The sequence below is a fragment of the Fictibacillus solisalsi genome, from assembly GCF_900103485.1.
In the GTDB taxonomy this organism is placed as follows: Bacteria; Bacillota; Bacilli; order Bacillales; family Fictibacillaceae; genus Fictibacillus_C; species Fictibacillus_C solisalsi.
Genome location: NZ_FNHW01000001.1, coordinates 1,582,212 through 1,606,588 on the forward strand (window position 1 = coordinate 1,582,212; position 24,377 = coordinate 1,606,588).

The 24,377-nt window shown below is 43.0% G+C and carries 22 protein-coding genes, 1 other RNA gene and 1 riboswitch; of the genes, 5 read left to right on the forward strand and 18 right to left on the reverse strand.

All coding sequences use genetic code 11. The features are described 5' to 3' along the window. Positions 1–67: 67 nt before the first annotated feature. From rnpB to BLT53_RS08090, 5 genes are all read right to left on the reverse strand, one after another. An RNA gene (gene rnpB / locus BLT53_RS08070) (RNase P RNA component class B) lies at positions 68–459 on the reverse strand. A gap of 79 nt (positions 460–538) precedes the next feature. After that, complete coding sequence (gene gpsB / locus BLT53_RS08075; RefSeq protein WP_420889640.1) at positions 539–847, reverse strand: cell division regulator GpsB; 309 nt, start codon at positions 845–847, stop codon at positions 539–541. A 183-nt stretch (positions 848–1,030) separates the two neighbouring features. Continuing rightward, the gene (locus BLT53_RS08080) at positions 1,031–1,603 is read right to left on the reverse strand and encodes an SLOG family protein (RefSeq protein WP_090234009.1); all 573 of its coding nucleotides are present in this window, start codon (positions 1,601–1,603) and stop codon (positions 1,031–1,033) included. A gap of 373 nt (positions 1,604–1,976) precedes the next feature. Further along, on the reverse strand, positions 1,977–3,227 hold the full coding sequence (locus BLT53_RS08085) for a ribonuclease H-like domain-containing protein (protein ID WP_090234011.1): 1,251 nt from the start codon (positions 3,225–3,227) through the stop codon (positions 1,977–1,979). Further along, positions 3,196–5,502, reverse strand: a complete 2,307-nt coding sequence (locus tag BLT53_RS08090) for a DEAD/DEAH box helicase (protein ID WP_090234012.1) — start codon at positions 5,500–5,502, stop codon at positions 3,196–3,198. The genes BLT53_RS08085 and BLT53_RS08090 overlap by 32 nt, the downstream gene beginning before the upstream one ends. A 175-nt stretch (positions 5,503–5,677) precedes the next feature. On the opposite strand from BLT53_RS08090, the gene BLT53_RS08095 reads away from it, so the two are divergent. Then, the gene (locus BLT53_RS08095) at positions 5,678–6,907 is read left to right on the forward strand and encodes a cytochrome P450 (protein WP_090234014.1); all 1,230 of its coding nucleotides are present in this window, start codon (positions 5,678–5,680) and stop codon (positions 6,905–6,907) included. Between the two features lie 158 nt (positions 6,908–7,065). After that, positions 7,066–7,623 carry a PadR family transcriptional regulator gene (locus BLT53_RS08100; RefSeq protein WP_090236786.1) on the forward strand — a complete coding sequence of 186 codons (558 nt, stop codon included), beginning with the start codon at positions 7,066–7,068 and terminating at the stop codon, positions 7,621–7,623. A 7-nt stretch (positions 7,624–7,630) separates the two neighbouring features. On the opposite strand, the gene BLT53_RS08105 is transcribed toward BLT53_RS08100, so the two are convergent. From BLT53_RS08105 to mutM, 10 genes are all read right to left on the reverse strand, one after another. Next, positions 7,631–8,251 (reverse strand): NTP transferase domain-containing protein, encoded by a 621-nt coding sequence (locus tag BLT53_RS08105; RefSeq protein ID WP_090234016.1) that lies wholly within the window; start codon positions 8,249–8,251, stop codon positions 7,631–7,633. A 95-nt stretch (positions 8,252–8,346) separates the two neighbouring features. Then, positions 8,347–9,087 carry a 5-oxoprolinase subunit PxpA gene (locus tag BLT53_RS08110; protein ID WP_090234017.1) on the reverse strand — a complete coding sequence of 247 codons (741 nt, stop codon included), beginning with the start codon at positions 9,085–9,087 and terminating at the stop codon, positions 8,347–8,349. A 175-nt stretch (positions 9,088–9,262) separates the two neighbouring features. Continuing rightward, positions 9,263–10,060, reverse strand: a complete 798-nt coding sequence (locus BLT53_RS08115) for a formate/nitrite transporter family protein (RefSeq protein WP_090234019.1) — start codon at positions 10,058–10,060, stop codon at positions 9,263–9,265. Between the two features lie 164 nt (positions 10,061–10,224). Continuing rightward, complete coding sequence (locus BLT53_RS08120; RefSeq protein ID WP_090234020.1) at positions 10,225–11,358, reverse strand: Gfo/Idh/MocA family protein; 1,134 nt, start codon at positions 11,356–11,358, stop codon at positions 10,225–10,227. A gap of 17 nt (positions 11,359–11,375) precedes the next feature. Next, a complete protein-coding gene (locus BLT53_RS08125) occupies positions 11,376–12,398 on the reverse strand; it encodes a Gfo/Idh/MocA family protein (RefSeq protein WP_090234021.1) in 1,023 nt (340 codons plus the stop codon). Between the two features lie 20 nt (positions 12,399–12,418). After that, complete coding sequence (locus BLT53_RS08130) at positions 12,419–13,564, reverse strand: GntR family transcriptional regulator (protein WP_170834276.1); 1,146 nt, start codon at positions 13,562–13,564, stop codon at positions 12,419–12,421. 110 nt (positions 13,565–13,674) lie between these two features. Beyond that, positions 13,675–14,505 (reverse strand): carbohydrate ABC transporter permease, encoded by an 831-nt coding sequence (locus tag BLT53_RS08135; RefSeq protein ID WP_090234024.1) that lies wholly within the window; start codon positions 14,503–14,505, stop codon positions 13,675–13,677. Positions 14,506–14,516: 11 nt separating this feature from the next. Next, the gene (locus BLT53_RS08140; RefSeq protein WP_244520474.1) at positions 14,517–15,371 is read right to left on the reverse strand and encodes a carbohydrate ABC transporter permease; all 855 of its coding nucleotides are present in this window, start codon (positions 15,369–15,371) and stop codon (positions 14,517–14,519) included. A 103-nt stretch (positions 15,372–15,474) separates the two neighbouring features. Continuing rightward, a complete protein-coding gene (locus BLT53_RS08145) occupies positions 15,475–16,857 on the reverse strand; it encodes an extracellular solute-binding protein (RefSeq protein WP_090234026.1) in 1,383 nt (460 codons plus the stop codon). Between the two features lie 218 nt (positions 16,858–17,075). Continuing rightward, positions 17,076–17,885, reverse strand: a complete 810-nt coding sequence (gene mutM / locus BLT53_RS08150) for a bifunctional DNA-formamidopyrimidine glycosylase/DNA-(apurinic or apyrimidinic site) lyase (RefSeq protein WP_090234027.1) — start codon at positions 17,883–17,885, stop codon at positions 17,076–17,078. Between the two features lie 115 nt (positions 17,886–18,000). On the opposite strand from mutM, the gene BLT53_RS08155 reads away from it, so the two are divergent. Further along, complete coding sequence (locus BLT53_RS08155; RefSeq protein WP_090234029.1) at positions 18,001–18,357, forward strand: DUF2512 family protein; 357 nt, start codon at positions 18,001–18,003, stop codon at positions 18,355–18,357. Between the two features lie 64 nt (positions 18,358–18,421). Here BLT53_RS08155 and BLT53_RS08160 read toward each other — a convergent pair whose 3' ends face one another. Both BLT53_RS08160 and BLT53_RS08165 read right to left on the reverse strand, forming a co-directional pair. Then, positions 18,422–19,621: a phosphoglycerate dehydrogenase gene (locus tag BLT53_RS08160; RefSeq protein WP_090234030.1), complete on the reverse strand. Its 1,200-nt coding sequence runs from the start codon at positions 19,619–19,621 to the stop codon at positions 18,422–18,424. Between the two features lie 110 nt (positions 19,622–19,731). Continuing rightward, positions 19,732–19,810, reverse strand: a riboswitch (ZMP/ZTP riboswitch). A 377-nt stretch (positions 19,811–20,187) separates the two neighbouring features. Further along, on the reverse strand, positions 20,188–20,685 hold the full coding sequence (locus tag BLT53_RS08165; protein ID WP_090234032.1) for a metallophosphoesterase family protein: 498 nt from the start codon (positions 20,683–20,685) through the stop codon (positions 20,188–20,190). 201 nt (positions 20,686–20,886) lie between these two features. Between BLT53_RS08165 and BLT53_RS08170 the strand changes: the two genes are divergently transcribed. Continuing rightward, the gene (locus BLT53_RS08170; protein ID WP_090234034.1) at positions 20,887–22,275 is read left to right on the forward strand and encodes a peptide MFS transporter; all 1,389 of its coding nucleotides are present in this window, start codon (positions 20,887–20,889) and stop codon (positions 22,273–22,275) included. A 302-nt stretch (positions 22,276–22,577) separates the two neighbouring features. Further along, entirely contained in the window at positions 22,578–24,071 is a 1,494-nt protein-coding gene (putP, locus tag BLT53_RS08175; RefSeq protein WP_139168381.1) for a sodium/proline symporter PutP, read from the forward strand. A 37-nt stretch (positions 24,072–24,108) separates the two neighbouring features. Here the strand turns inward: putP and BLT53_RS08180 are convergent, their stop codons facing one another. After that, positions 24,109–24,294: a hypothetical protein gene (locus BLT53_RS08180; protein WP_090234037.1), complete on the reverse strand. Its 186-nt coding sequence runs from the start codon at positions 24,292–24,294 to the stop codon at positions 24,109–24,111. Positions 24,295–24,377 lie beyond the last annotated feature (83 nt).

Here is a 24,377-nt window from a genome sequence, read left to right on the forward strand (position 1 = left end):
TAAATTTCTTATGTAAAAATAAAAAGGCCTCTAGGGCCCTCTCGTTTGTTAAGTGTCACCAATAACGTTCTGTAAGCCATGTTCTGTTCCATTGTACTGCATGCGGCTGCCGCCTCGTACTCCGGTGGTAATCATCTATCTCCAGATGGCTTTAACATCTGTTCTTCTTTGCGTTCAATTCCGCAAAGAAAACTCCCCTACCATAATTTGGGTTTCTCGCTCGTGGGGTTTACCGCGTTCCACTCTTTCCGTTTCCGAAAAGACTACGTCACTGTGGCACTTTAAAGGTAGTGTCACCATATCCAAAGGACTTAGGTGAGTTCCCTGCCGTTAATCCAGTCGAAACCAGAATACCCTGGCTTATCGTTTCGCCAGGCACGAACACTACGGCCATCGCAGACCGTGCGAGCATGGACTTTCCTCAACATCTTTAAAAAGATGCCGCGATTACCCGAACGTTATTAGTTTGTAATTTATCAAAGCAGAATTCAGTATAACAGGATACGCTTTAAAAATCAAATGGATAATAATAACTGAATCAATCGTATAACTTGCTTCCGAATACGTGCTTCTCAAGGTTCGATAAACGCTGAAGAATATCAGAATTGATATTCATTGATGAAGTAGGAACTCTTCTTGTCTGTTCAGAAGAATTCTGAACCTCTTTTCGCAGACGGTTGTTTTCCTGAATAACTTTGTCAAATTCTTTTTGGAAGTTCTCATAGTCCTTAATGATCAAATCAAGAAACTTATCAACTTCATCCTGATCATAACCTCTGAATCCTTGTTTAAAATCTTTTTCCAGAATTTCCTTCGCTGTTAAATTCAATCGCTTTTCACCATTCACTGGTCTCACCTCAATATTTAGCTTCTTTTCATTTATACTTTACGGTATAAAGCTTTTGCTTCACACTTGTAAAGCTTAAAACACCGTTGCATCCCATATTGAACGACTTGCAAATACACTAATCTAGCCTATATTTTTTCAAATGTTATAGAAAAAGTCAATTTCTATTCTCAGCGGCTTGCTTCATTCCCAAAACTGCCCTTTCTGATCCTGCTCATCCTGATAAATCAGTTCAAGGTCATACGGTGTGATATATAGTATTTCGTAGGAAGGGTCTTTTTCTTGCCTGCGCCTGGCCGGTTCAAGGTAAAAACGGGGCGTCCCTGGCGTATCTTCATCGTATAAGACAAGCATGCCATCCGTTTTCTCCACGAGAAACCCGTTTTTTGCAGCAAGCTGCTTGGGACTGAAATACGTCTTATTGGAAATTGATTCTACAAAATCAGCCTGCGCGAGGAGAGAATGATACTGCTCCTGCCGGCCCTCATTCCAGTTTGCTTCCTGCTCCAGAAAAGGGGTAAGGACAGCCAATTTCAATTCTGGATAGCTTTCATTCCTTAGATCGACAACCACTTCTCCTGCCCAAATCTCCACTCCGGGCTGGCCGCTGATGATCACCCACTCCAGTCCTTCCTCGAGCAATGCGGTCAGCTGTTTTACCAGCGCTTTTTTTATATAGTGTACCCCTGGATCTTTTTCTTTAAAAATCCCAAGTTCATGGGATTTATATCCAGTTACCAGCAGATTTTTTACCATGAACTTCTCCTTTTTTACTCCATATTTCAAAAAAGAACTAATCAAAAATGATTAGTTCCCTCACGTAGCATGACTTAATTCATTTGCAACAAAAAACGTCAAACCCAAAACAAGAAAAAAAGCAAACACAACCCATTGCCTCACCGAAACATCTCTCCATTACGTAATATACTAGTATATTTTTACAGGAAAATGTCCGATTCCCCATCTGTTTACACACACTCATCACTTATTTGCGAAATTCGTCAAAGCGGCGCACTTTTTGCGCTTGCCTGGGGAATAAATAATTATTTTCCTATGAAAATCTCCATTCCTATTCTACACAATACAGGACAAGATTTAAATACATTTATCCACCAAAATTTATATTTTTTTAGCACAATTCACATTTTTTTCTTAATCGCTGAATTCTGTTTACGAGGGCTGCTTTTTCCTTTTCTTCCGTCCGTTTTAAAAGCCGTTTTTTGTTTTTCCAAACCCCATACGCCGCCTCTGCAAAATGCAGGGCTTTTTGGGCATCCTTTTGCTGATGTTCGTACCATTTCGATAATTCAATAAAGGGAGTTTCGTCATTTTGCAAAGCATCCTGGCATAATTCCTCCCATAACGGTACGGCAAGATCTTCGCGTTTTTGTTTTTTGTAAAGAGCTGCAGCCGCCTTTTTGGCCAGCCTGCTATAGCTGTTTTCAGTCTCGAGAAGCGCGCTGTACTTTTGCAGGGCAAGGTCATGCTGGCCCACCGCTTCATACCATCTCGCACTCTCATATTGTTCCACACTGCTCATTTGTGCACCGCTGCCCTGCAAGAGTTTGGAAATATGGATATAAAGGGTGATGAGAGACAGTACATCCCATTCATTATGGGTCATCACCCCTTTTACAAGTTCGGGATCGTTATTCTTCAGGTATTGAAAATACAGCATGGGTGCCAGGTATCCAGGCGTGTCATGCTCTCGCTTTACATCCAAAATCTCCTTTTCAACCACAGACAGCCGAACCGATTCCAGACTGCTCTTCCACAGTCTTCTCGAACCATGCAGAAGATCAAAATGACCAAAGGCAGGCAATGACGGGACAAAATCACGGATAAGCGTGTGCCGTGTTTTCACCTGCGGCCAGTCAAATGATTTTCCGTTATACGTGACCAGGTTCTTCAATTCCTTCACCTGCGTTAAAAAATAATGGTACATGGCAATTTCGGCACCAGGCCCCGGGAGAAAGTATTGCTTCACCCTCACTTCTTGCTCTTTGACCTGGCTGTGGCCCAGCAGAAAAATTGTATTTCCCGCTCCGCCGCTTAAACCCGTCGTTTCCGTATCGAAAAACAAAAGATCGGAGGGGGCCAGTTGGCCCGACGACAGCGGATGGCCATCTCCCGCCTGCTTCCATCCCTCCATCACCTCTTTCAATTCTTCAAAAGAATAACGCCCCCAGCGGTGGTTGAGGGGATAACAAACTTCTCTGATCAGGCAAAATGCATCCTCATAATAATAGGGAGAGGTCTCAAACGATGCCCAGGTCTCACCATGCTCCAAGTCTTGAACGGGCGGTGCTTTTGCAAGGGGGGCTTTTTTCTCTGAGACCAGGTGCTTCTTAAAACGATTCAGTTTGGACTGCATCGACATGGTGATCTCTCCTTACTTTTTTCAGCAGCTTAAGCGAAAGGTCTTTCGCATTTTCACCCTCAAGCATGGTTCCTGTGCAGGAAGGACATCCTGACTCACAAGGGCAGGTGTCGATGACACGGTACGCTTCACTGATAACGGTATCCCAGATTTTATAAACATTTTCACTCAATCCGATGCCGCCTGGATATCGGTCGTAGAGAAAAATAGTCGGCTTGTCCGAATGGACCGCTTTAATCTGCGGAACCACATGCAAATCACTTGGGTCACACATAACAAACAATGGAGCCACGTTCTTCAGCACATTGGCAATGCCGATCAAACCCTGTTCCATGGAGCTTTCAGCCACATCATCAAATGCCTTCCGGTCAAATTCAAGCCATGTCGCCGACGTATGAAGCTCCTCTTCAGGCAAATAAATCGGTCCGGAACCGATGTTTTCATGCGTTTCAAATTTAATTTTTTTAAATATCGTGGCCATGGCATTGACCGTAACTTCTCCAAAGGCTCTTTCCTGACCTTCTAAAACGGTGTTTTTATCGATTTCAAGGACCTTCAGCGACACGGCCAGATTTGCATCCGTAAAATAGTCTACATCCACTTCCCTGACATAGGCTTTCTTTTCTTCATAATCCAGTTTCTCCACTTGATACTGAACACCCTGATGAAGATAAATGGCTTCTTCATGAAGCAGCGTCATGGAACTGAACCGGTCCATCTCTCCAATGATCCGTACGTTCGCCACATCACTCTGGTCGACAATCACAACATTTTCCTGTGAGGCAGAACGCAGTGAAATATTATGAGCAGGAAAGGAATCATTCATCCAGAAATACCTCTTCCCCTGGTGATGAAGTACTTGCTCTTCAGTTAAAAATTCAAGGATATCCTCGATTTTCACCTCTCCAAATGTGTCCCCTTCACCAAAGGGCAGCTCATAGGCGGCACATTTCACATGATCCACCAGAATAATGAGATTTTCAGGATTAATCCGGGCAGATTCGGGAGAACGGTCGAAAAAATACTCCGGCTGGCTGACAATGTATTGATCCATTGGGCTTGAGCTGGCGACCATGATGACCACCGACTCATCCTGACGGCGGCCAGCTCGTCCTGCCTGCTGCCAGGCACTTGCGATCGATCCGGGATAACCCGTTAAAATACAGGCATGCAGCTGTCCGATATCCACACCAAGTTCCAGGGCATTGGTACTTACAACCCCCATGATCTCCCCGTTGCGCAGGCCTCTTTCGATGGCCCTGCGCTGGGTTGGGAGATAACCGCCACGATACCCCTGGATGGATTTCATGCCGTACTCCTTTTTTGCCAGTTCCTGAAGGTACGTAAGAAGAATTTCCACCCGTACCCGGCTCCGTGCAAACACAATGGTTTGTATCTTGTTTTTAAGAAAGTATCCTGCCAGATCCCTTGCCTCAAGGGTGGCCGATTTCCTCACATTGAGCGGCTTGTTCACGACCGGCGGATTATAGAAAATAAAGTGCTTCCTGCCGCTTGGCGCCCCGTTGTTATCAATCAGCTTCATGGGCGATCCTGTCAGCGTTTCAGCCAAATCCTTTGGATTGGCAATAGTTGCTGATGTGCAAATAAAAAGCGGATTGCTGCCATAAAAAGAACAGATTCTCTTCAACCGCCTGATCACATTGGCGACATGGCTGCCAAACACCCCGCGGTATGTATGAAGTTCGTCAATCACGATATACTTCAGGTTCTCAAACAGCGAAACCCATTTCGTATGATGCGGCAAGATCGCAGAATGCAGCATATCCGGATTGGTCATCACAATATTACCGGCCTTACGGACAACCTGCCTGATGTTGGCCGGTGTGTCTCCGTCATACGTGTAACTTTTAATATCCAGTTCAATTGCATTAATAAATTCGTTCATTTCTGCTTTTTGGTCCTGTGCAAGCGCCTTAGTGGGAAATAGATACAGTGCACGGCTATCCGGATGATTGGCAATCTCCTGCAGCACCGGAAGATTGTAGCACAGCGTTTTACCGGATGCCGTTGGTGTTACAGCCACAAAACTGTTTCCTTCGAGCGATGTTTGAAACGCCGACAGCTGATGTGAATACAGAGAGGTTACCCCCCTGTCCTCCAACGCTTTTCTTATATGTGAATGAAGGGAGTCAGGAATTCCTCCTGTTACCGCCTCTTTTTCTTCGATGGTTTCCCAATGAACAATCTGATTTGAAATAGAAGGCTCCGTTCGTAATAATGCAAGCAATTCCTGCATTGTTTTTTTGATTTCCATATCGTCACCTCATCTATTATTTTACCGAATAAACGTTCGCAAGAAAACCATTATCTGATCATTTGACATCTATACTCTAATTCAAGTATTATTAATTAAAAATTAATTACTTTAATTAAAGTATCAAAATGAAACTGGCCAGATTGAAAAATTCTACATTTGGAGGGACAATTTTATGAATAAAGAGATTATTTCATTGAAGGAAGTCAAAAGCTTCAAGACCCGTTCAGAAGAATTTTTTCCTGTAGAGTGGTTTAAGGAAATGCTGAATCACAGTCCTGTGTTTTACCATGAAGAAACGGAAACGTGGCATGTTTTTAAATATGAGCATGTGAAGCAGGTGCTGAGCAATTATGATTTCTTTTCAAGCGAAGGTCCCAAGACCACTATCTCAGTAGGGGCGAACAATAAAGAAGGAACGTCCCCGGATAAAATCAACCTCGTAAATGTCGACCCTCCCCGCCACCGAAAAAGCCGCTCCCTATTAGCTGCAGCCTTTACACCCCGCAGTTTAAAAAACTGGGAACCGCGCATCCAGCGTATTGCAGATGAGCTGGTTGAAGCGATGCCAAGAAATACTGTTGTTGATATCGTGGAAGGCCTTGCTGCCCCGCTCCCCAGTCTAGTCATTGCTGAACTTTTCGGCGTACCGATTAAAGACCGATTTCAATTCAAACACTGGGTGGATATTCTCTTTCAGCCCTATGACAAACATCATCACGAGGAAATTGACCGCAAAAAACAAGAGGCAGCCTTGGAATACTATCAGTACCTTTACCCGATTGTTCTTGAAAAACGTGAGAATTTGGCGGACGACATTATCTCAGACCTCATCACTGTCGAAGTGGACGGTGAAAAATTCACAGATGATGAGATTGTCCGGACCAGCATGCTGATTCTCGGTGCAGGAGTTGAAACAACAAGCCATATGCTGGCCAATACTTTTTATTCCATGCTTTATGACGTTCCTCAATTATACGAAGAATTGCATAGCAATCCGGAGCTTATTCCGAACACCGTGGAGGAAATGCTGCGCTACCGGTTCCACACCTCCAAGCGGGACCGTACGGTGAAACAGGACAACGACCTGCTCGGAACTCCGGTAAAAAAAGGCGATGTTGTGGTGGCCTGGATGAGCGCTGCCAACTTTGACGAAGAGATGTTTGAAGACGCTTTTTCTTTGAATATCCACCGCCCAAACAATAAAAAGAACCTTACGTTCGGAAGCGGTCCCCATTTTTGTCTGGGTGCCCCTCTGGCAAGGCTTGAATTGAACATTGCATTAAAAACCTTTGTTCAGAAATTCCCTGGGATACAGTCTGTTGAATCATTTGAACTGGAAAAAAATTTAACCGATTCAGCAACCGGCCAATCTTTGACTCAATTACCAATGCACGTCTATTAATATAAAAAGAATCCGTTCTTCCTTCCAAGGGAGCCGCAAAAATAAATGTGGCTCTTTTTCCCATGGAATCTCATCCTTGCCTCATGATGCATTCCGCTTCTATTTAGGGTAAACTATACAAAAAACAAAGTAATATGGCGGAAAGCGGTGCCCAGTTTATGCAACTTCAAATTTTCATATTGGGAATATTGTGGGAAGGCAATAATCATCCCTATGAAATCAAAAAACTTATCCAAAAAAATATAAGTGATGAAGAAATCGTCAAGGTTAACGACGGTACACTTTATTACCGGTTCGAAACACTGTTAAAAAAAGGATACATTGAGAAAATAGAGGTTAGCCGTGAAAATAACCGGCCGGAGAGAACGACCTATGGAATTACCGATCATGGGCGCGATGCCCTAAAAAGAGACATTTATAAAAGCTTCCAAAACTTTAGTAATCTCCGCTCGTTATACGCTTCTCTTCTTTTTTTGAAACACGTAGACATTGGAAAAATTATCGACCTTACGGAGAAAGCAATTGAACGGACAAAAAAGAGATTTCAATTGCAAAATGATTCCCAACTGCCTGAATGGTGGGGAATTTACAGCGAAAAAGTCTCGGAAAACATAGACTTTATTACCTCGCACGCAAGAAGCAACACCGAGTATGATCTCGAATGGCTTGAAAAGCTGCTGATTTTTCTTCGCACAATGGCAACGGATAACGTTTGAGACAAGTTTAACTGGATGTATATTTTTTTGCATTTTCATAATCCTGCATTTCATCCACATCCAAAAATAAACATTCATTCTTAAAATCGATAAATGATCCTTTTCCGATTTGGTGATTATCTAAAAGAGATTTTGCACCCTGGTCTCCCTCAAGGCTTAGCAAACTGGGAAAAACACGGCAAGAAAACAGAACCGGCGGTTGAATAATCCCTTGTAAACGAGCAGCGACAAAGGCTGTATCAAGCCTTTCATACTGACGGATCAGGTCTTCAATTATTTCTTTGGTTACAAAAGGCTGGTCCGCCAGCATGATCACTATAGCATCTGTTTGTAATTGTATCGCTTTCCGTACACCGGTTTTTAATGATTCTGCCTGCCCTTGATTTTTAATTCCGCAGCGGACAAGATTCCACCAGTTTTTTTTCGTATTGCTTCTTAGGGCTGGGGCTATCCATTCAAGACCATCCTCTTTTCTTACAACGACGATCATGCCATCGAGTCTTGAGCTCAAGGCACTCTCCAAACCCAGGCTTCCTATCGTTGAGTGTTTTAAAGGGAGAGCTAATTTATTTACGCCCATTCTCCGGCTGGATCCTGCAGCCAAGTAAATTCCCATAATTTTTCTCATAAGCTGAATTCACCTTTTCGTATATGGATAAAAAAGCACTAATCCTATGTATAAGTAAAGAACTTCTATTTATTACAGGAAATAAAAACTCTTGGCTAGACCAAGAGTCTTTTACATGAGCGGATACTCCACCCGGCATGAACAAGTGTATTGTGAACCAGTTTCATAATATGCGGGGCTTCCGGTGTATCGCTATGTACACAAACGGTCTGTAAATTATATGAATCCTGGTCGAGTACCTTAAGGACCGTTTCAGCAATTTCGAAAGGACTGCCGATCTCTTCTTCGCACCATCCAAATCGTTTTTCCCCATTATTACCATATGGACGATCAGCATAATACTCATTCATGACCCGTAAACCAGCTTGGTCTGCCCTTATGCTTAATTCGGACCGAGGCAATGCATAAATATCGAGTTCAGGGTTGTACGCTTGAATCGCCTCAATGGTGGCACAGCTAATGTCTTCCTGTTCCGAAGCCATCATATAGAGAGAACCATGAAGCTTAATATGTGACATGGACAATCCTGCTATTGTCAAGAACCCATCCAGTGCTCCCAGCTGATAAATAATATAATCATAGACTTCCTGAGCTTCTGCTTTTATTCCGCGGGTACCAACTCCTGCGCGGTCCGGAAATCCAACATGGGCTCCGATACGTACGCCATAAGAAGCGGCAAGATCAATGGTCTTTTTGATGACGTGTGGGTCTCCTGCATGAAGTCCGCAGGCGATATTGGCGGAACTGATAAAAGGCATCATGTCTTCATCTGACCCGTATCGATAAATCCCAAAGCTTTCTCCAACATCACAATTTAAATCCATCTCTTTTTTCAAGCGCCATCATCCCCGTTTAGAAAGTTTTCCTATGTAACTCGAGCTTATAACAAATCCTTTTTGAATTCATTTTATATGTAAGATTTTCTAACGCCTTTTCTTTATCCCATGTAAGATCCGTGTAAGATTAAGCAAATAAAAAAAGCTCTTACGATTCTTCGCAAGAGCTTTTCGCTTAGGATACTTTTCTTTTCGCTTTGTCCTTTATACTTTTTTGGTAGGTAAAGAAATAAACGAATCCTACAAATACGGCTCCACCTATGACGTTACCAATAAAGGCTGGAATGACGTTTGCGATGAAATCCATCCATGTATAGTAACCGGCAAAGATGGCAGCCGGAATGAGGAACATATTAGCGACCACGTGCTGGAAGCCAATAGCAACAAACGCCATGATCGGAAACCAGATTCCTAAAATCTTACCTACAACATCATCAGCTCCATACGCCAGCCAAATGGCCAGACAAACAAGCCAGTTGCAGCCAATGCCCGAAATGAACGTTTGAAAAAAAGACTCCTCCAGTTTTCCCTGTGCAATGGCGAGTGTCTTAGCAAGAAAAGGTCCTGATTCCGTTAGTCCCACCACATGCCCAAAAAAGTAGGCCACAAACAGTGCTCCGATTAAATTGGCAAACGTGACAAAAACCCAATTTTTCAACAAACCTTTCCATGTAATTCTCTTTGCGTACAATGCCATTGGCACAGACATCATATTACCCGTAATTAACTCACTTCCCGCAAGAACAACCAGTACAAGTCCGACCGGAAAAACGGCTGCACCAAGAAAGGAGCCAAAGCTTCCCCAGTCTTTCGGCAGGTTGCCACTGACCCGGATATCAAGCAAAAACCCAAGTGCGATGAAAGCTCCGCCTAAGAAACCGAGGAGAAGGAGCGACAATACCGGTGATCGCGCCTTATCAACGCCTGCCTCAATGGCGATTTCACTAACTCTATCGGGCTTATTAAATGCCATGGTGACGCCTCCCTGTTGATAGTTTTAAAAGCCAAATGAAAATCTTATGTTTTTAGAATGTAGCCCAATAGTAGGAAGTATAAACATTTGAAGGTGTTATGTAAACTAAAATTTTCCTATAAAAAAGCGGCAGAGAGCTTCCCTGCCGCATTTAAGCTATTCAATTATTGGAGCACCTGATCTGTTCTTTTTTCATCGGGCACTTCCTTTTCATTATCGTCAAAATAAACAGCCTGCCCTGTTCTTGCAGATTCATATATTGCTTCTAAAATTTCCGTTACAACGAGCGCTTGTTCCGGTTTCACCACTGGTTCCTTATCATTCAGGAGAGCATCAATCCAAAGTCTTGCTTCATGATCAGCATCGCTTTCCTGGTCTGCATCATAGAACGCAACGCCTTTTCCATCTATTTGAATTTGATTTGTGTATAGTTTGCCAAGATCTTCTCCATTGATCCGCAGGCCATCGTGCATGTCTGCTCCTCCCTCTGTTCCGCATAAAGTACAGCGGGCTTCACCAGTATGCAGCGTATTGAGCGCCCAGCTGGTCTCAAGCGAAATAGTCGCGCCGTTCTTCATCGTAATCATGCCAAATGCAGAGTCCTCCACCTTAAATTTGTCAGGATCCCAAGAACCCCATGCATTGGCTGCATCCTTTTTCTGTCCTAATTTATGAAATGTCGTGCCAAGAACTGCCTTCGGTTCATAATTGTTCATCATCCACAGCGTCATATCGAGTGAATGAGTGCCAATATCAATGAGTGAGCCTCCTCCCTGCTTTTCTTCGTCTAAAAAGACTCCCCAAGTCGGTACCGCACGGCGGCGGATGGCGTGAGCTCTTGCATAATAGATGTCTCCAAAGTCACCGCGCTCGCACAGCTTGTGCAAATGCCAGCTGTCGGCACGGAATCTGTACTGATATCCGATAGTCAGCTTCTTCCCTGTTCGTTTTGCTGCATCGACCATGCGCCTCGCATCGGCCGACGTCTTGGCCATAGGTTTTTCACACATGACATGCTTGTCCGCTTCAAGCGAATCAATCGTAATTTGGGCGTGAGAGTGATTGGGTGTACATACATGCACTACATCCACATCTTCATTTTGAAGGAGTTCTTTGTAATCGACGTAGACTTTTGCATCGGCGGTTCCAAAATCCCTGGCCGCTTTGATCGCTCTTTCTTCCTCAATATCACAAAAAGCGATAAGCTCCGCCTCATCAATCTTGGACAAACTAGGCATATGCTTTCCATTGGCAATACCGCCGCATCCAATGATTCCGATTCTAATTTTTTTAGACATACCTTTTTCCCCCTTAATTATTGATTGAATTGAACTTCCTTCATTTCAGAAACCAAAACTCTTCGTCCTTCACGATTAGACTTTTCTGCTGCTTCATTAATAAGTGTCAGTTCACAAACATCATTTCTCGTTATCGTTGTTTTCTTATCCATTAAGATGGAAGATATCCATTGTTCCATTGGCATGGGGTGTGCTTCAGGCATTTCGTCTGGAGTTACCCAACCGTCTTTCCCAACAGAAGAGCTGTTCAGCCTGACCTGATTTTCCTCGATGAGCAATGCTCCTTTTGTGCCGTATAACTCTAGCTGAAACGGGCTATTTTCCGATAAAAAACCCGTTTCTATCGTTCCAAGAGCCCCGGATTCGTAATGAATCAGCACGGCTGCATTCTCTTCCACCACTCTTTCACTGCTTTGCTGAAAGATGGCGGTGACAGTGGCAGCAGGGCCAGCCAGCCTGTTGGTCAAATAAATGGGATGGGCGCCGAGATCAATCAATGCCCCTCCTCCGCACGCTTCTTTATCAAAGAAATGTTCAGGAAGCCAGCCATTTTTTCCGCCAGCCGAGGGAACCGCCCCGTTATGCGCGAGCCGGCAGCGGATTGAGGTTAAGTCACCAAGCCAGCCCTGATCCAAAGCATGCTGTGCATACAAATAATAGTCCGATGTTAAACGGGGAAGGGAAACCATCAGCTTGATTCCCGCTTTTTCGGCCGCATCATAAATTTCTTCACACTCTGCGGTCGTAAATGCCAGCACCTTTTCCGTAAACACATGCTTCTTGTGCTCGATGGCAGCCATAATGATTTCTTTGTGCTTGTTGGTCGGCGTATTCACGATGACCGCATCAATTTCTGGATTTGCCAATATACCTTCCAAGTCTTTTTCGAATCCCACGCCCAGTTCCTGCGCCCATTTTTTCCCGCGGTCTTCCTCTTCATCCCAAACCATGCGAATGGCAATGGAAGGATTATTGTTTGCGTCTCTGGCATAGTCATCGGCATGAACATGCCATCGGCTCAGCATTGCTGCTTGTATCATTCAAAATCACACTCCTGTTATTATGGTTTGCTGGTTTGTTTTACAGGTATTCTGTTTATCGAACACGTCGAATTTCCTTCAACAAGTTGAGCATCCAAAAATTCTTTTTTTATTCCAAGATTTCCTTTCATCATTTCCACTAAGCGGTTCATGGCCAAGCGTCCCATCTCTCTTTCATTTTGCCGGAGGTGTGTAAATTCCCATCCGCTTAGATTATTATCGTGTGCATCAAAGCAAAGGATGGAGAGATCCTCCGGTACACGCAGACCGAGCTGTTCAGCCGCCCGTTTGGCCAGGACAGCAATATTATGTTCGAGCGCAAACAATGCAGTCATTTCCGGATGCTTCTTCATATGATTCTTGATGATTTCAATGTCTTGCTCAGGCGTGATGTCTTTGCTGAAGGCAGTCGGCAGCGATTTTTTTAAGTCCGTGCACCATAATTGCCGGTTTACGATTTTGTTTTGCTCCTCATAGGCTTGCAGTATGCCCGAAAAACGGTCGACAATCGTTGTGGTTTCAGTGATGGAAGGCGCTAGAACGCCAACGTGTTCATGACCTAAATAAAATAAGTGTTTCATTCCTTGTTTCGCTGCTTTAATATTGTCGGTGGATACAAAAGCTGCCCCGACTCCTTTAAACGTACGGTCAATCAGAACCAGCGGATATTCCGCGATAATCATTTTTAAAATTTCCGTTCCATAATGCTCCGCCTGAGCAGGATAAAGGATTAAACCGTCTACCCCATACTCAATTAGCTGTCTGATTGCCTCTGCTTCTTTTTCAACAGAGCCAAGCGTCCGTTTCAATATCAAGAAGCATCCCTCGCCGGCCGCTTCTTCAATACTGGATATCACTTTTGATACATAGCTGTCATCAAAATCTGTTATGACAAGTCCCACCAAAAAGTTATTTTTACTTTTTTCGAGCGTCTCAGAACTTTCCTCATTGTCCTTCATGTCGGAAACAAACGTGCCTTTTCCACGCTGGCGGAAGACGAGTCCTTCTGTAACCAGCAGCTCGATGGCTTTTTTGCTTGTAATCCTGCTTACTTGAAACGAGTCCGATAACTCTTTTTCAGAAGGCACGCGTTCACCTGCTGCGTATCTGCCATTCATGATGCTGCTTTTAATTGATTGATAGACTTGTTTGTATAAAGGCTGCATAAAACCACTCCAAAACCAGAAATATGTATACGAAAATTTGGAAAACGCATACATATTTATTATACCTAAATGGTCAGACAATTCTAACACCCATGCTTATCTCTGTAACTTTATCCCTTTGACGCTCCACCAAGGCTGAAGCCCTGTGACATGAACCGCTGGGAAAAAATATAAAGCACGATTGCCGGGAAGGTATACAGAATTGAAAAGGCGGCTAGTTTTCCATACTCCACCATGCCAAAGTTTCCGAAAAACTGATAAATGGTAACCGAAGCCGGCAATTTTTCCGGTGTTTGAATCAAAATATAAGGAACAAAGAAATTGCCCCAGCTTCCTGAAAAGGTAAAGATGCCGACTGTACAAATTCCGGGAATCATTAAGGGAGCCACAATTCGTTTGAGTCCTTGCCATACGGAAGCGCCATCAATCCATGCTGATTCTTCAAGTTCAAGCGGAACAGCATCCATAAAATTTTTCAGCATCCAGATCGCATAAGGCAAGCCGGCAGCTGTTAAAAAAAACATCGTTCCCCACAATGAATCTTGAAGCTTCATGTAAATAAAAAGTTGATAAACCGGGACCATGACTGCCGTTATTGGCAAAGAGGTCATGAATAAAATGGTGAACATAAACGGCTTTTTATACCTGAGCTGATACCTGGATAGAGGGTACGCAGCAAGACCTGCCACAAGGACAACGAGCAGCCCTTGTCCCAATGAGAGAAGCAGCCCGATGATAAACGCACGGATATTTACAGGATCCGTTATGACACTCTTAAAATTATCCATTGTAAATGCTGATGGTACTTTAATCGAAGAATTGGCATTGGGATCCACCGAAGCAACAACCACCCAAAGTAGTGGCAGAAGGAACAAAACACCAATCACCGTTAAAATGCTGTACGGCAGCACTTTTTCAACCTTTATCGATTTTCGTTTCATCATTCTCCCTCCTACACTTTAACCTTCATCGATTTTAAATAAAGTACACTTACAAGCACTCCAATTAATAAAAGGATCAGCGAAATGGCCGTTCCATATCCGAGCTGATAGTTTACAAAGGCCTGGTTGTACATAAAAATAGGCAGCGTCTGTGTTGATGTTCCAGGACCCCCTCCTGTCATTGCGTAAATCAATGTGAACACGCCCAACGTTTGAAGAGTAACCAGTATCATGTTGGTAACCACTGAGCCTTTGATCATAGGCAATACGATTTTGTAAAGCACCTGAAACCGTGAGGCACCGTCCACCACCGCGGCCTCTTCAATGCTTTTGGGCACATCATCAAGCGCTGCCTGAAAGACCAGCATGGAAAACGCCGTTCCATGCCAGATGTTTGCGATTATGACGCTTGCCATCGGAAAAGTGAAAAGCCAGGCCACTGGCTTTAAGCCTACCTGCTGAAGCAGTGCATTTAGTGTTCCACTGTCATTTAAAAATGCCACCCAGCAGAATGCCACCACAATCTCTGGTGTTACCCACCCGGCTATGATAATAATTCCGATCACACGACGAAATGCAGGATTTTTTTCTTTCATCAAAAGAGCAAGAATAAATCCAAGCACCTGCTGGCCGATGATGGCCGAAAAAAGCAAATATACAACGGTCTTCATCACGCTGATCCGAAAGTTGGGATCCTGAAACATATTCATGAAGTTGCTGAATCCAACAAACTGTGTGGCTTGGGCCTCACTGCCTGTCAGCGATAAATTGGTAAACGCAAAATAAAAAGTTAAAAGAATGGGTCCAATAAAGAAAACAAGCAGCAATAACCAAGCCGGCAGCAAGAATAGAGCGGAAGCCAACAGCTTTCTGTTTTGTTTTTTACGAGAGGCAGATCCTCCATCAACCGCAGTTGACGGAGAGATCACAGGGTTTGCGTCCACAAGAAATCACTCCTTTCCATACAAGTTAACGTTCGATCACCTTGTCTTTCCCCACAACGCGAGTTACGTTTTTCTTGTAGTTTTCAACCGCCTGTTTTGGTGAAAGTTTATTTGTTACCACATCTTCAACAGTTGACTGAATGACCGTTGATACTGAAGGATATTTATCAACAGATGGCCTGAAATGAGTGTTCTTTAAAAACTCTGATGCCTCTTTAAACATCGGTAGATCCAAATACTCCTTCTCTTTGGACACATCTTCACGCGGTGACAGGTTGTTTTCTTTCAGCAGCAATTTAAGGTTATTTTCTTTGGTGGACACAAATTTAATGAATTCCCACGATAAATCCTTGTTGTCAGATTTTTTTGGAATGGAAAACGCCCATCCACCCGACATGGAAGTCGTTCCCGGTGCCTGTCCTTTTTGTGTAGGCATCGCCGTATAGCCAAGCGTATCAAACGCCTCTGGCCAAGGAGCCGGCCCGTCCTTCCGGTAGTTTCCAGCCTGCCAGATTCCGTCCAGGCCGATCCCAATTTTCCCTTTCGGCATCAGCTGTGTATAGGCGATCGTTCCCCCCTGCCCATTGAGAACCTGTGATAAATTCGGTCCGAGCTTTTCTTTATAAATGGTATCAATGAACGTATACGTATCCAGCAGACCTGGGCTGTCAACAATCCATTTTTGCTTATCCTCATCGTATAAAGGATCTTCAGTTCCGTACAACAGCATTTCAAATGTCTGCATGGATGTGGCTTCACCTGTTGCTTTTCCGGAGTTCATCCACATAGGAATCACGTCAGGGGACTTCTTTTTAATCGTACGTGCAGCGGTTAATATATCATCCCACGACTTGGGCTCCCAGGGGACAGGCAGTCCTGCTTTTTTAAATACGTCCTTGTTGTACCAAAGTCCGCGTGAATCAGTATTAAAAGGCACCCCATACGTTTTGCCGTCCTGTGCTTTTACACCATTTTTAACATTATCAATATAGTGATCCCATTCATTCCAGCTTTTGATCCTGTTATCAAGCGGTTCAAGGTATCCAGCGCTTGCATCGGAGTTCACCATAAAGGTATCTTCTGTCACGATGTCAGGAGCTGATTGATCCGACTTTAGCATGAGCGCTACCTTTGCAAAATAATCACCTTCCGAAGCGCTGATGGGCGATAACTTGATATTTGCTTTCGGATGCTCTTTTTTAAATGCTGGAATTATGTCGTTATTCAACCATTGTGTGAGTCCTTTATTCGTTCCTCCCCCATCACGGAACGTGATGCTGATGGTGTTTTTATCACCTGCTGTTTTTTTCCCTGAAGCAGAATCACTGTCCGAACATGCCGAGCTGAAAAGGACACTTCCTGCGATCACTGTAACAGCCGCCAGTTTTTTATAGCTTTTTACTTTCATTTCAACCCCTCCTCAATAATAATGGAATGTATGTAGATTCTTGGAGGCAAGGATGATAGCGCTTTCAGATGAATGTAAGAAAACATCCCCCTTTCTGAATTTTCAGTAAATAGTTCCTATCCATAACTTAAATGATATAGATGATATATGTCAATATAATATTTAATAAAAAAAGAAGACATTTCTGTCTCCTAAACAATTCTTATGGGTTTTATTGACTATTTCTGGCATTCGGGACACGAAAATGATTTTCTGGAATTGATCTCTGTTTTTTTAATAAGTGATCCACAGCGTCGGCAAGGTTCGCCTTCTCTGTCATATACCAGCAAGTGGTGGTTATATCCACCTGTCTTGCGATCTTCTTTATAGGTAGGATTCTCCATATATCCTCCGTATTCAATCCCTCTTGTGAGTACAGGTTGAATAGCATGAAACAGCACGTGCACTTGGTCATTAGTCAATTCAGTCGCCTTTCTTTCCGGCTGCAGCAGGGCCTGCCAGCAAATTTCATCGGAATAGCAATTTCCAATCCCTGCAATAAACTTCTGGTCAATCAGCACTGCTTTCAATGTTCCCCTTTTTTTGCTTAGCCGCTCTCGAAAGGTTTCTTCTGTAAAATTGGAAGCTAACGGTTCTGGGCCCAGTTCCTCCAATTTATCTTTCACTTGCGCTGATGTTAATAAATGGAGGTATCCCAATCTAAGACCAATAAAATACAGCTTTCGTTCACCAAAAGACAAAATGACCTGCTTGTTTCTGTCGGGATTGTCTTCGTCATTTCCAATGTACATCCATCCTCCGAGCATGAGATGAAGAAGCAGGGCATATCCATTATTCAATTGGAATATCAGATGTTTAGCCCGCCTTCTGATGTCGGTAATCACAGCTCCGCTCACTTGGGCAGTGAAAAGCGATGGAGTAAGATTAATGGATTTTTCTCGGTTGATCTCCACTTGCGTTATGGGCCTTCCTTTTAACTGATTGGACAATATTGTTCTAAAGGTTTCCATTTCGGGCAATTCTGGCATGTTTCAAAACTCCCGTCCCTGTTATTTGACGTTTAGTATTTGCCATTTTTCTTTTGTTCAGACATGAAAGTTTATATTGCTGGTTACAATATCAGGGAAGAACAGGAGGTACAGCATGAGCAGTTTGATCATAAAACTTATAGCGATTCCCGTTGTGTTAATTCTTTCCGCCCTTTTCTTTCCTGGTGTACATTTTGAAGATTATTGGCAAATTGCCGTTGTCGCCATTACCCTGGCAGTTCTTGGTGTGCCACTGGAATATTTTGTCTTAAGAAGAGGAGTGCTCTGGATCAGTGTATTTATTGATGTTCTGGTTTCCTGGATCCTTGTTTACTATGCGTCGAATTTTCAATGGGAGGCATCTATGACTTGGTATGGGGCGTTATTAACGAGCGTGTTGCTCGGTGTTTTAGAATATGTAACTCACCGATTCCTTTTGGCAACCCACAGAGCACATAGCGAACCTGTTTAACCATAAATAAAAAAGGCGGTCATTCCAGGAGTGGAATGACCGCCTTTTTTTCGTACGAAGACTATTAAATGACACGTGTTGTTACAATGCCTTCAATGTTTCTAATTTTTTCTTCCAGTCCCGGAATGACATCTCCGTTTACCTTATTATCAATATCAACAATAGTATACGCATATCCACCACGGCTTCGGTTTACCATGTCGGCAATATTCAAATGATAGCTGGATACCGCTTGAGTGATTTGCCCGACCATATTGGGCACATTTTCATGAAATGCGGCCACTCGAAGCTTACCTGTATATGGCAAAGATGCGTTTGGAAAGTTAACGGAATTCTTGATATTTCCAGTTTCCAAAAAATCTTTGACCTGGCGGGTAGCCATAATGGCACAGTTTTCCTCAGATTCTTTTGTGGATGCGCCAAGATGCGGAATAGAAACCGTATTCTTCATTTTCAGCACATTTTCGTTTGGAAAATCTGTAATATAGCGGCCAACTGTTCCGTCTTCCAGTGCGTCCAGCATATCATCTTCGTTCACAAGCTCACCACGGGAGAAGTTCAGAATATGCACACCGGGCTTCATTTCGTTAAAGGCCTTTTGATTGAACATTCCTTTTGTATCTGGAGTAAAAGGTACATGAACCGTAATATAATCACATTCTGCGTACAGTTGCTCAATTGTCATCGCCCTCTGGACATTTCTTGACAGGTTCCATGCTGTGTCCACAGAGATGAACGGATCAAAACCGATGACATCCATGTCAAGATCGAGTGCATCATTCGCAACAAGCGCACCTATCGCACCTAAACCGATCACGCCAAGTGTTTTTCCTTTGATTTCTTTTCCGACAAACTGCTTTTTTCCTGCTTCAACCAGCTTTGGAATTTGGTCTCCTTCCCGCTCAAGGGTTTTTGTCCAGGCTATGCCTGCAAAAAGGTTACGGGAAGAAGCCATCAGTGTAGTAAGAACCATTTCTTTTACAGCATTTGCATTTGCACCTGGAGTATTGAAAACAACAATTCCCTTCTCTGTGCATTGATCGACTGGGATATTGTTGACCCCGGCTCCCGCACGCGCGATGGCTTTTAATTCATCACCGAATGTTAAAGAGTGCATATTAAAGCTTCGTACAACAATGGCGTCGGGATTTTCACTTTCATTATCAATCTTATATACCTCATTGCTGAAAACCTTCAATCCGCTTTCTGCGATATTGTTCAAGGTTTTGATGGTCTTTACTCTTTCCAATGCAGTTGTGGTCATTTTGGTTCTCTCCTCTTTTTTATGGGTTTTCTGTCTCGCCTTTTTGCCAAAGATAAAAGTGAACATGCCTTGACAAATAAACGAAAAGAGGCAAAGGGATATAATCCCCTTACCTCTGCCCAGGCGAACGGCAACGACACTATGTGCTCCCTCGCGGTGATCCGCGTTTCGCCAGTTACACATAGCCTTTAGATTTTGTACCATTTTATCAGACTTTACTGCACTCATCAACACTTATTTAGTAAAAATTCTGTTAATATAATGCATATAATATAATCATAGTATAATTTCTTTGCTAATTCTAAAAGACCATGGTGATCGGACGTGTTGGGAAAAGGTATATCAGCACAGGCTCCATGTCAGCGGTTATAGCATTTGGGATTATCACCCACGGAGCACTTTCGTTTTACTTTGGTGATATTTTTAAATCATATTATTCACCGAGCAATTTCTCACTACTTTGAAAGATAATAAAAATATAAACACCGCCAATATGTAATGAGGCATAATGAGCAAATTCCAATTTTTGAAAATATGAAATCAAAGGTGTATAATGATTAATAATGTTAATTTTTATTGTCGTAAAATATATGTTTAGCAGTCAACTCATTATCAATTGTAAGAATTGCATGGGAGTAATACTTTTCCCTTCTTTTATCTGTCGGCGAGCCCGGGTTTAACATTAACACTCCGTTATGGCAGTAATTTTTTGGAATATGAGAGTGACCGAAAATGATACAGTCTACATCCACCTCATTAAATGTGGCTATTGCCCTTTTTTCAGTTGTTTGTTTGGCTCCATGGCCATGAACAACACCTATAGTAAATCGATTCACCTTCAACAAAAGGGTTTCATTAAAAAGATCTCTCATTTCAGGTCGGTCAACATTGCCGGTTACTCCCTCAATCGGAGCATACTGCCTTAATTGATGAAATACTTCTGGTGTCTGCCAGTCACCGGCATGGATGATTAAATCAGCATTCTGTAGATCGGCAATTAGTCTCTCAGGTATTTTATTGGCCCTTTTGGGCATATGTGTATCAGATACTACGACAATTTTCACTGAAAAATTCAGCTCCTTATTTTTTTTGATTCATTTAGCATAGGCCATTTATCACAGTGCCAGCAACGAAAACGCTTTATATTTAGATAATTCAATATTTTCATAATTAAATTATAATAAGATATACCTATAATTTTCATTGACTACTAAATATTTTGTAAATTAAAATATTAATAGTTTAAACATATTGGAGGCATCAAGATGGAAGCAACTGTTAAAGTGGAGCAGGATAATCAGCTCCAGACCAAAAAGAAACATCCTCCTGGCCTATACTTGCTCTTCTTCACTGAAATGTGGGAAAGATTCAGTTATTATGGCATGAGAGCAATTCTTGTTCTTTATTTAACAAAGTCCTTGATTAGCGGCGGACTCGGTATGAGTGAAGGCCTTGCACTTAGTATTTACGGATTTTTCACCGGTGCAGTTTATTTTACCCCGCTGATTGGAGGATATTTAACAGACCGATTCTTAGGAAAGCGTCTGGCGATTACCATTGGCGGTGTAACAATGGCCCTTGGTAACTTTGTATTGTTTGCTAATCAAAGCCATGCGGCATTTTACATTGGACTAGCCTTATTGATCATCGGGAATGGTTTCTTCAAGCCTAATATTTCTACACTCGTTGGGGATCTATACCCCCAAAGCGATGCACGTAAAGATGCTGCATTTACCATTTTCTATATGGGAATTAACATCGGAGCCTTTTTCTCTCCATTAATTGTTGGTTTCTTGGCTGAAGATTACTTTAAGACTACGGTAAACGGGGTCGAGCATTTCGGATTTAAATTCGGGTTCCTTGCAGCTGCCATCGGCATGATTATCGGACAGCTTCTGTTCAACCTTCTTGGCAATAAATATCTGGGAGACATCGGTAAAAAGCCGGTTGGCGTTTCACAGAATGCAATCAGCTCAGAAGTGAAAAAGAAGCCTCTTACCAAAGCTGAAAAAAGCCGGATTAAGGTTATCTTTATTCTGACATTCTTTGTTATTTTCTTTATGGCTGGCTTTGAGCAAGCCGGCAGTTCGTTAACCCTTTATACAGACAAATTTATTGACCGTACTGTATTTGGATGGACGGTACCTACATCATGGTTCCAGTCACTCAACCCTCTGTTTATCGTTATCTTTGCACCAATTCTTTCTGTACTATGGGTGAAATTATCAAAAACAAAACGTGGCGATTTGGCTACACCGACCAAAATGGCAACAGGTATGATCCTGCTTGGCGCCGGATTTGCCGTTCTTATCCCTGCTCTTCTACAAACAGGAACAGGCGATACTTCTGCTGTTAAAGCCAACATGATCTTTATGATTCTCACCTACTTCCTTCATACGATTGGAGAGCTGTGCCTGCAGCCAGTAGGTTTGTCCATGGTAAGTAAGCTTGCGCCCGTTAAGCTGGCTTCACTGTTGATGGGTGTTTGGCTTGCCGGCTCTGGTTTTGCAAATATCCTTGCCGGACAATTAGCTTCAACTACTGAGTCACTTGGTTACTTTGAAGTGTTTATGATTATCGGCGGCGTAACGATTTTCCTTGGGTTGATCCTGTTGGGTCTATCCAAAAAACTGGTAAAAATGTCCGCTCAGTAAGGTTTTAAAGAGGATTCCTGGTCCATTTTTAAATGGTCCTGGATCCTCTTTTTTTATTGTGGTTATGTGACTGAAAATTTAAAATTGTTTTACTTTATCACTCTTTTAATTCCCCGAACCTCTTGCCCTGTATAAGCTCAACCTGGTTTTCCAATCGTTCTTCACCCAGCTCGCGACTTGAAGGTATGTAAAGTTTTTGTTAGGTTAGGTAACCGTAAGCACTATCTTGGAGGAAAAACCGGCAGCTGTTTATTAAAAGAGAAAGACCAGCTGCAAATAAAACTTATAAAAGGGGAGATTTGGTGCAAATTGGTGTTATCACTTCGCTAGCTATCTATATGGCTGGCATGCTAGGAATTGGATATTGGGCGTACAAGAAAACGTCGGATCTGTCTGATTACATGCTTGGAGGCAGGGGTCTAGGGCCCGCGGTTACCGCTCTTTCAGCAGGAGCTTCAGACATGAGCGGATGGATGCTTATGGGTGTACCCGGAGCCATGTATGCGACCGGACTATCAAGTATTTGGATTGCCGTAGGGTTATTGATAGGAGCGTATGTAAACTACCTCGTACTCGCTCCGCGCCTGCGAACCTACACTGAGGTAGCGAATGATTCCATTACTATTCCTGACTTTTTGGAAAATCGTTTTAACGACAAAGCCAGGATCTTACGATTTGCTTCAGCGATTGTCATCATCGTTTTCTTTACTTTCTATTGTTCCGCCGGATTGGTGTCAGGCGGCCGCTTGTTTGAAAGTTCTTTTAACCTTGATTACAAAGTGGGATTATTCGTTACAGTCGGCGTAGTGGTTGCTTACACTCTGTTTGGAGGTTTCCTCGCAGTAAGCTGGACCGACTTTGTACAAGGCATTATCATGTTTATCGCCCTTGTGCTCGTTCCTATTGTCGCCTTCACTGACGTTGGCGGTGTTCAATCAACGATCGATACCGTAAAGCAGATGGATGCAACAAAATTTGATCTGTTTAAAGGAACCACAGCTATTGGACTAATTTCCATGCTTGCCTGGGGCCTCGGATACTTTGGACAACCCCACATCATCGTCCGCTTTATGGCGATTACGAACATTAAAGATTTAAAGGTTGCCCGCCGTATCGGAATGGGCTGGATGGGTGTTTCCTTGCTGGGGGCTGTCCTTACTGGTTTGGTCGGAATTGCATGGTTCCACAAATCCGGGATTAAGCTTCACGATCCTGAAACAGTATTTATCAAGTTTTCAACGATACTGTTTCACCCACTGATCACCGGCTTCCTGCTCGCTGCCATTCTGGCTGCGATCATGAGTACGATATCGTCTCAACTGCTCGTTACATCCAGTGCGATGACAGAAGACTTTTATAAAGCCTTTTTCCGCCGGGAAGCTTCAGATAAAGAGCTTGTAACCATTGGACGTTTGGCGGTTTTGTTTGTAGCAATTATCGCTACCCTGCTTGCGTACCACCCAAATGATACTATCCTGTCTCTTGTAGGCTATGCGTGGGCTGGTTTTGGTTCAGCGTTTGGTCCAGCCATTTTACTCAGCCTTTACTGGAAACGGATGACCAAATGGGGAGCACTTGCCGGTATGATCGTCGGTGCTTTAACTGTTATTACCTGGGTTCAGTTCCCGGGCTTAAAGGCGCAAGTTTATGAAATGATTCCTGGTTTCTTCCTCAGCCTTATTGCTGTAATTGTTGTAAGTTTGTTGACGAAATCACCAAGCAACAATGTACAAAACACATTTGCTGAAATGGAAGAAACATTAACAGATGAAGTTAATAAGATAAAGAACGCTTAAAAAAAACGAGGCAGCTCTATGCTGTCTCGTTTTTCATTTAATGTTTATTATGAAGAGAATATTCTTTCATTTTTGCTTCTGCCTCTTCTGCTTTTTTCAATTCACGTTCGTGAATTTTTTTTAGAAACTTGACGGTCATCCATGCAAGAATCATGAAAATAATAAAAATAAATACAGCAGGCAGCAGTTCTAGTTTATTTTCCGGCATCTCTACATCGATCATCAACTACACACCTTCCCGGTTGTCTCTCCTGTCCATTATACACTGTAGACTCCCGGCTAAAAAAGCACCCTTTTTGTCAAAGG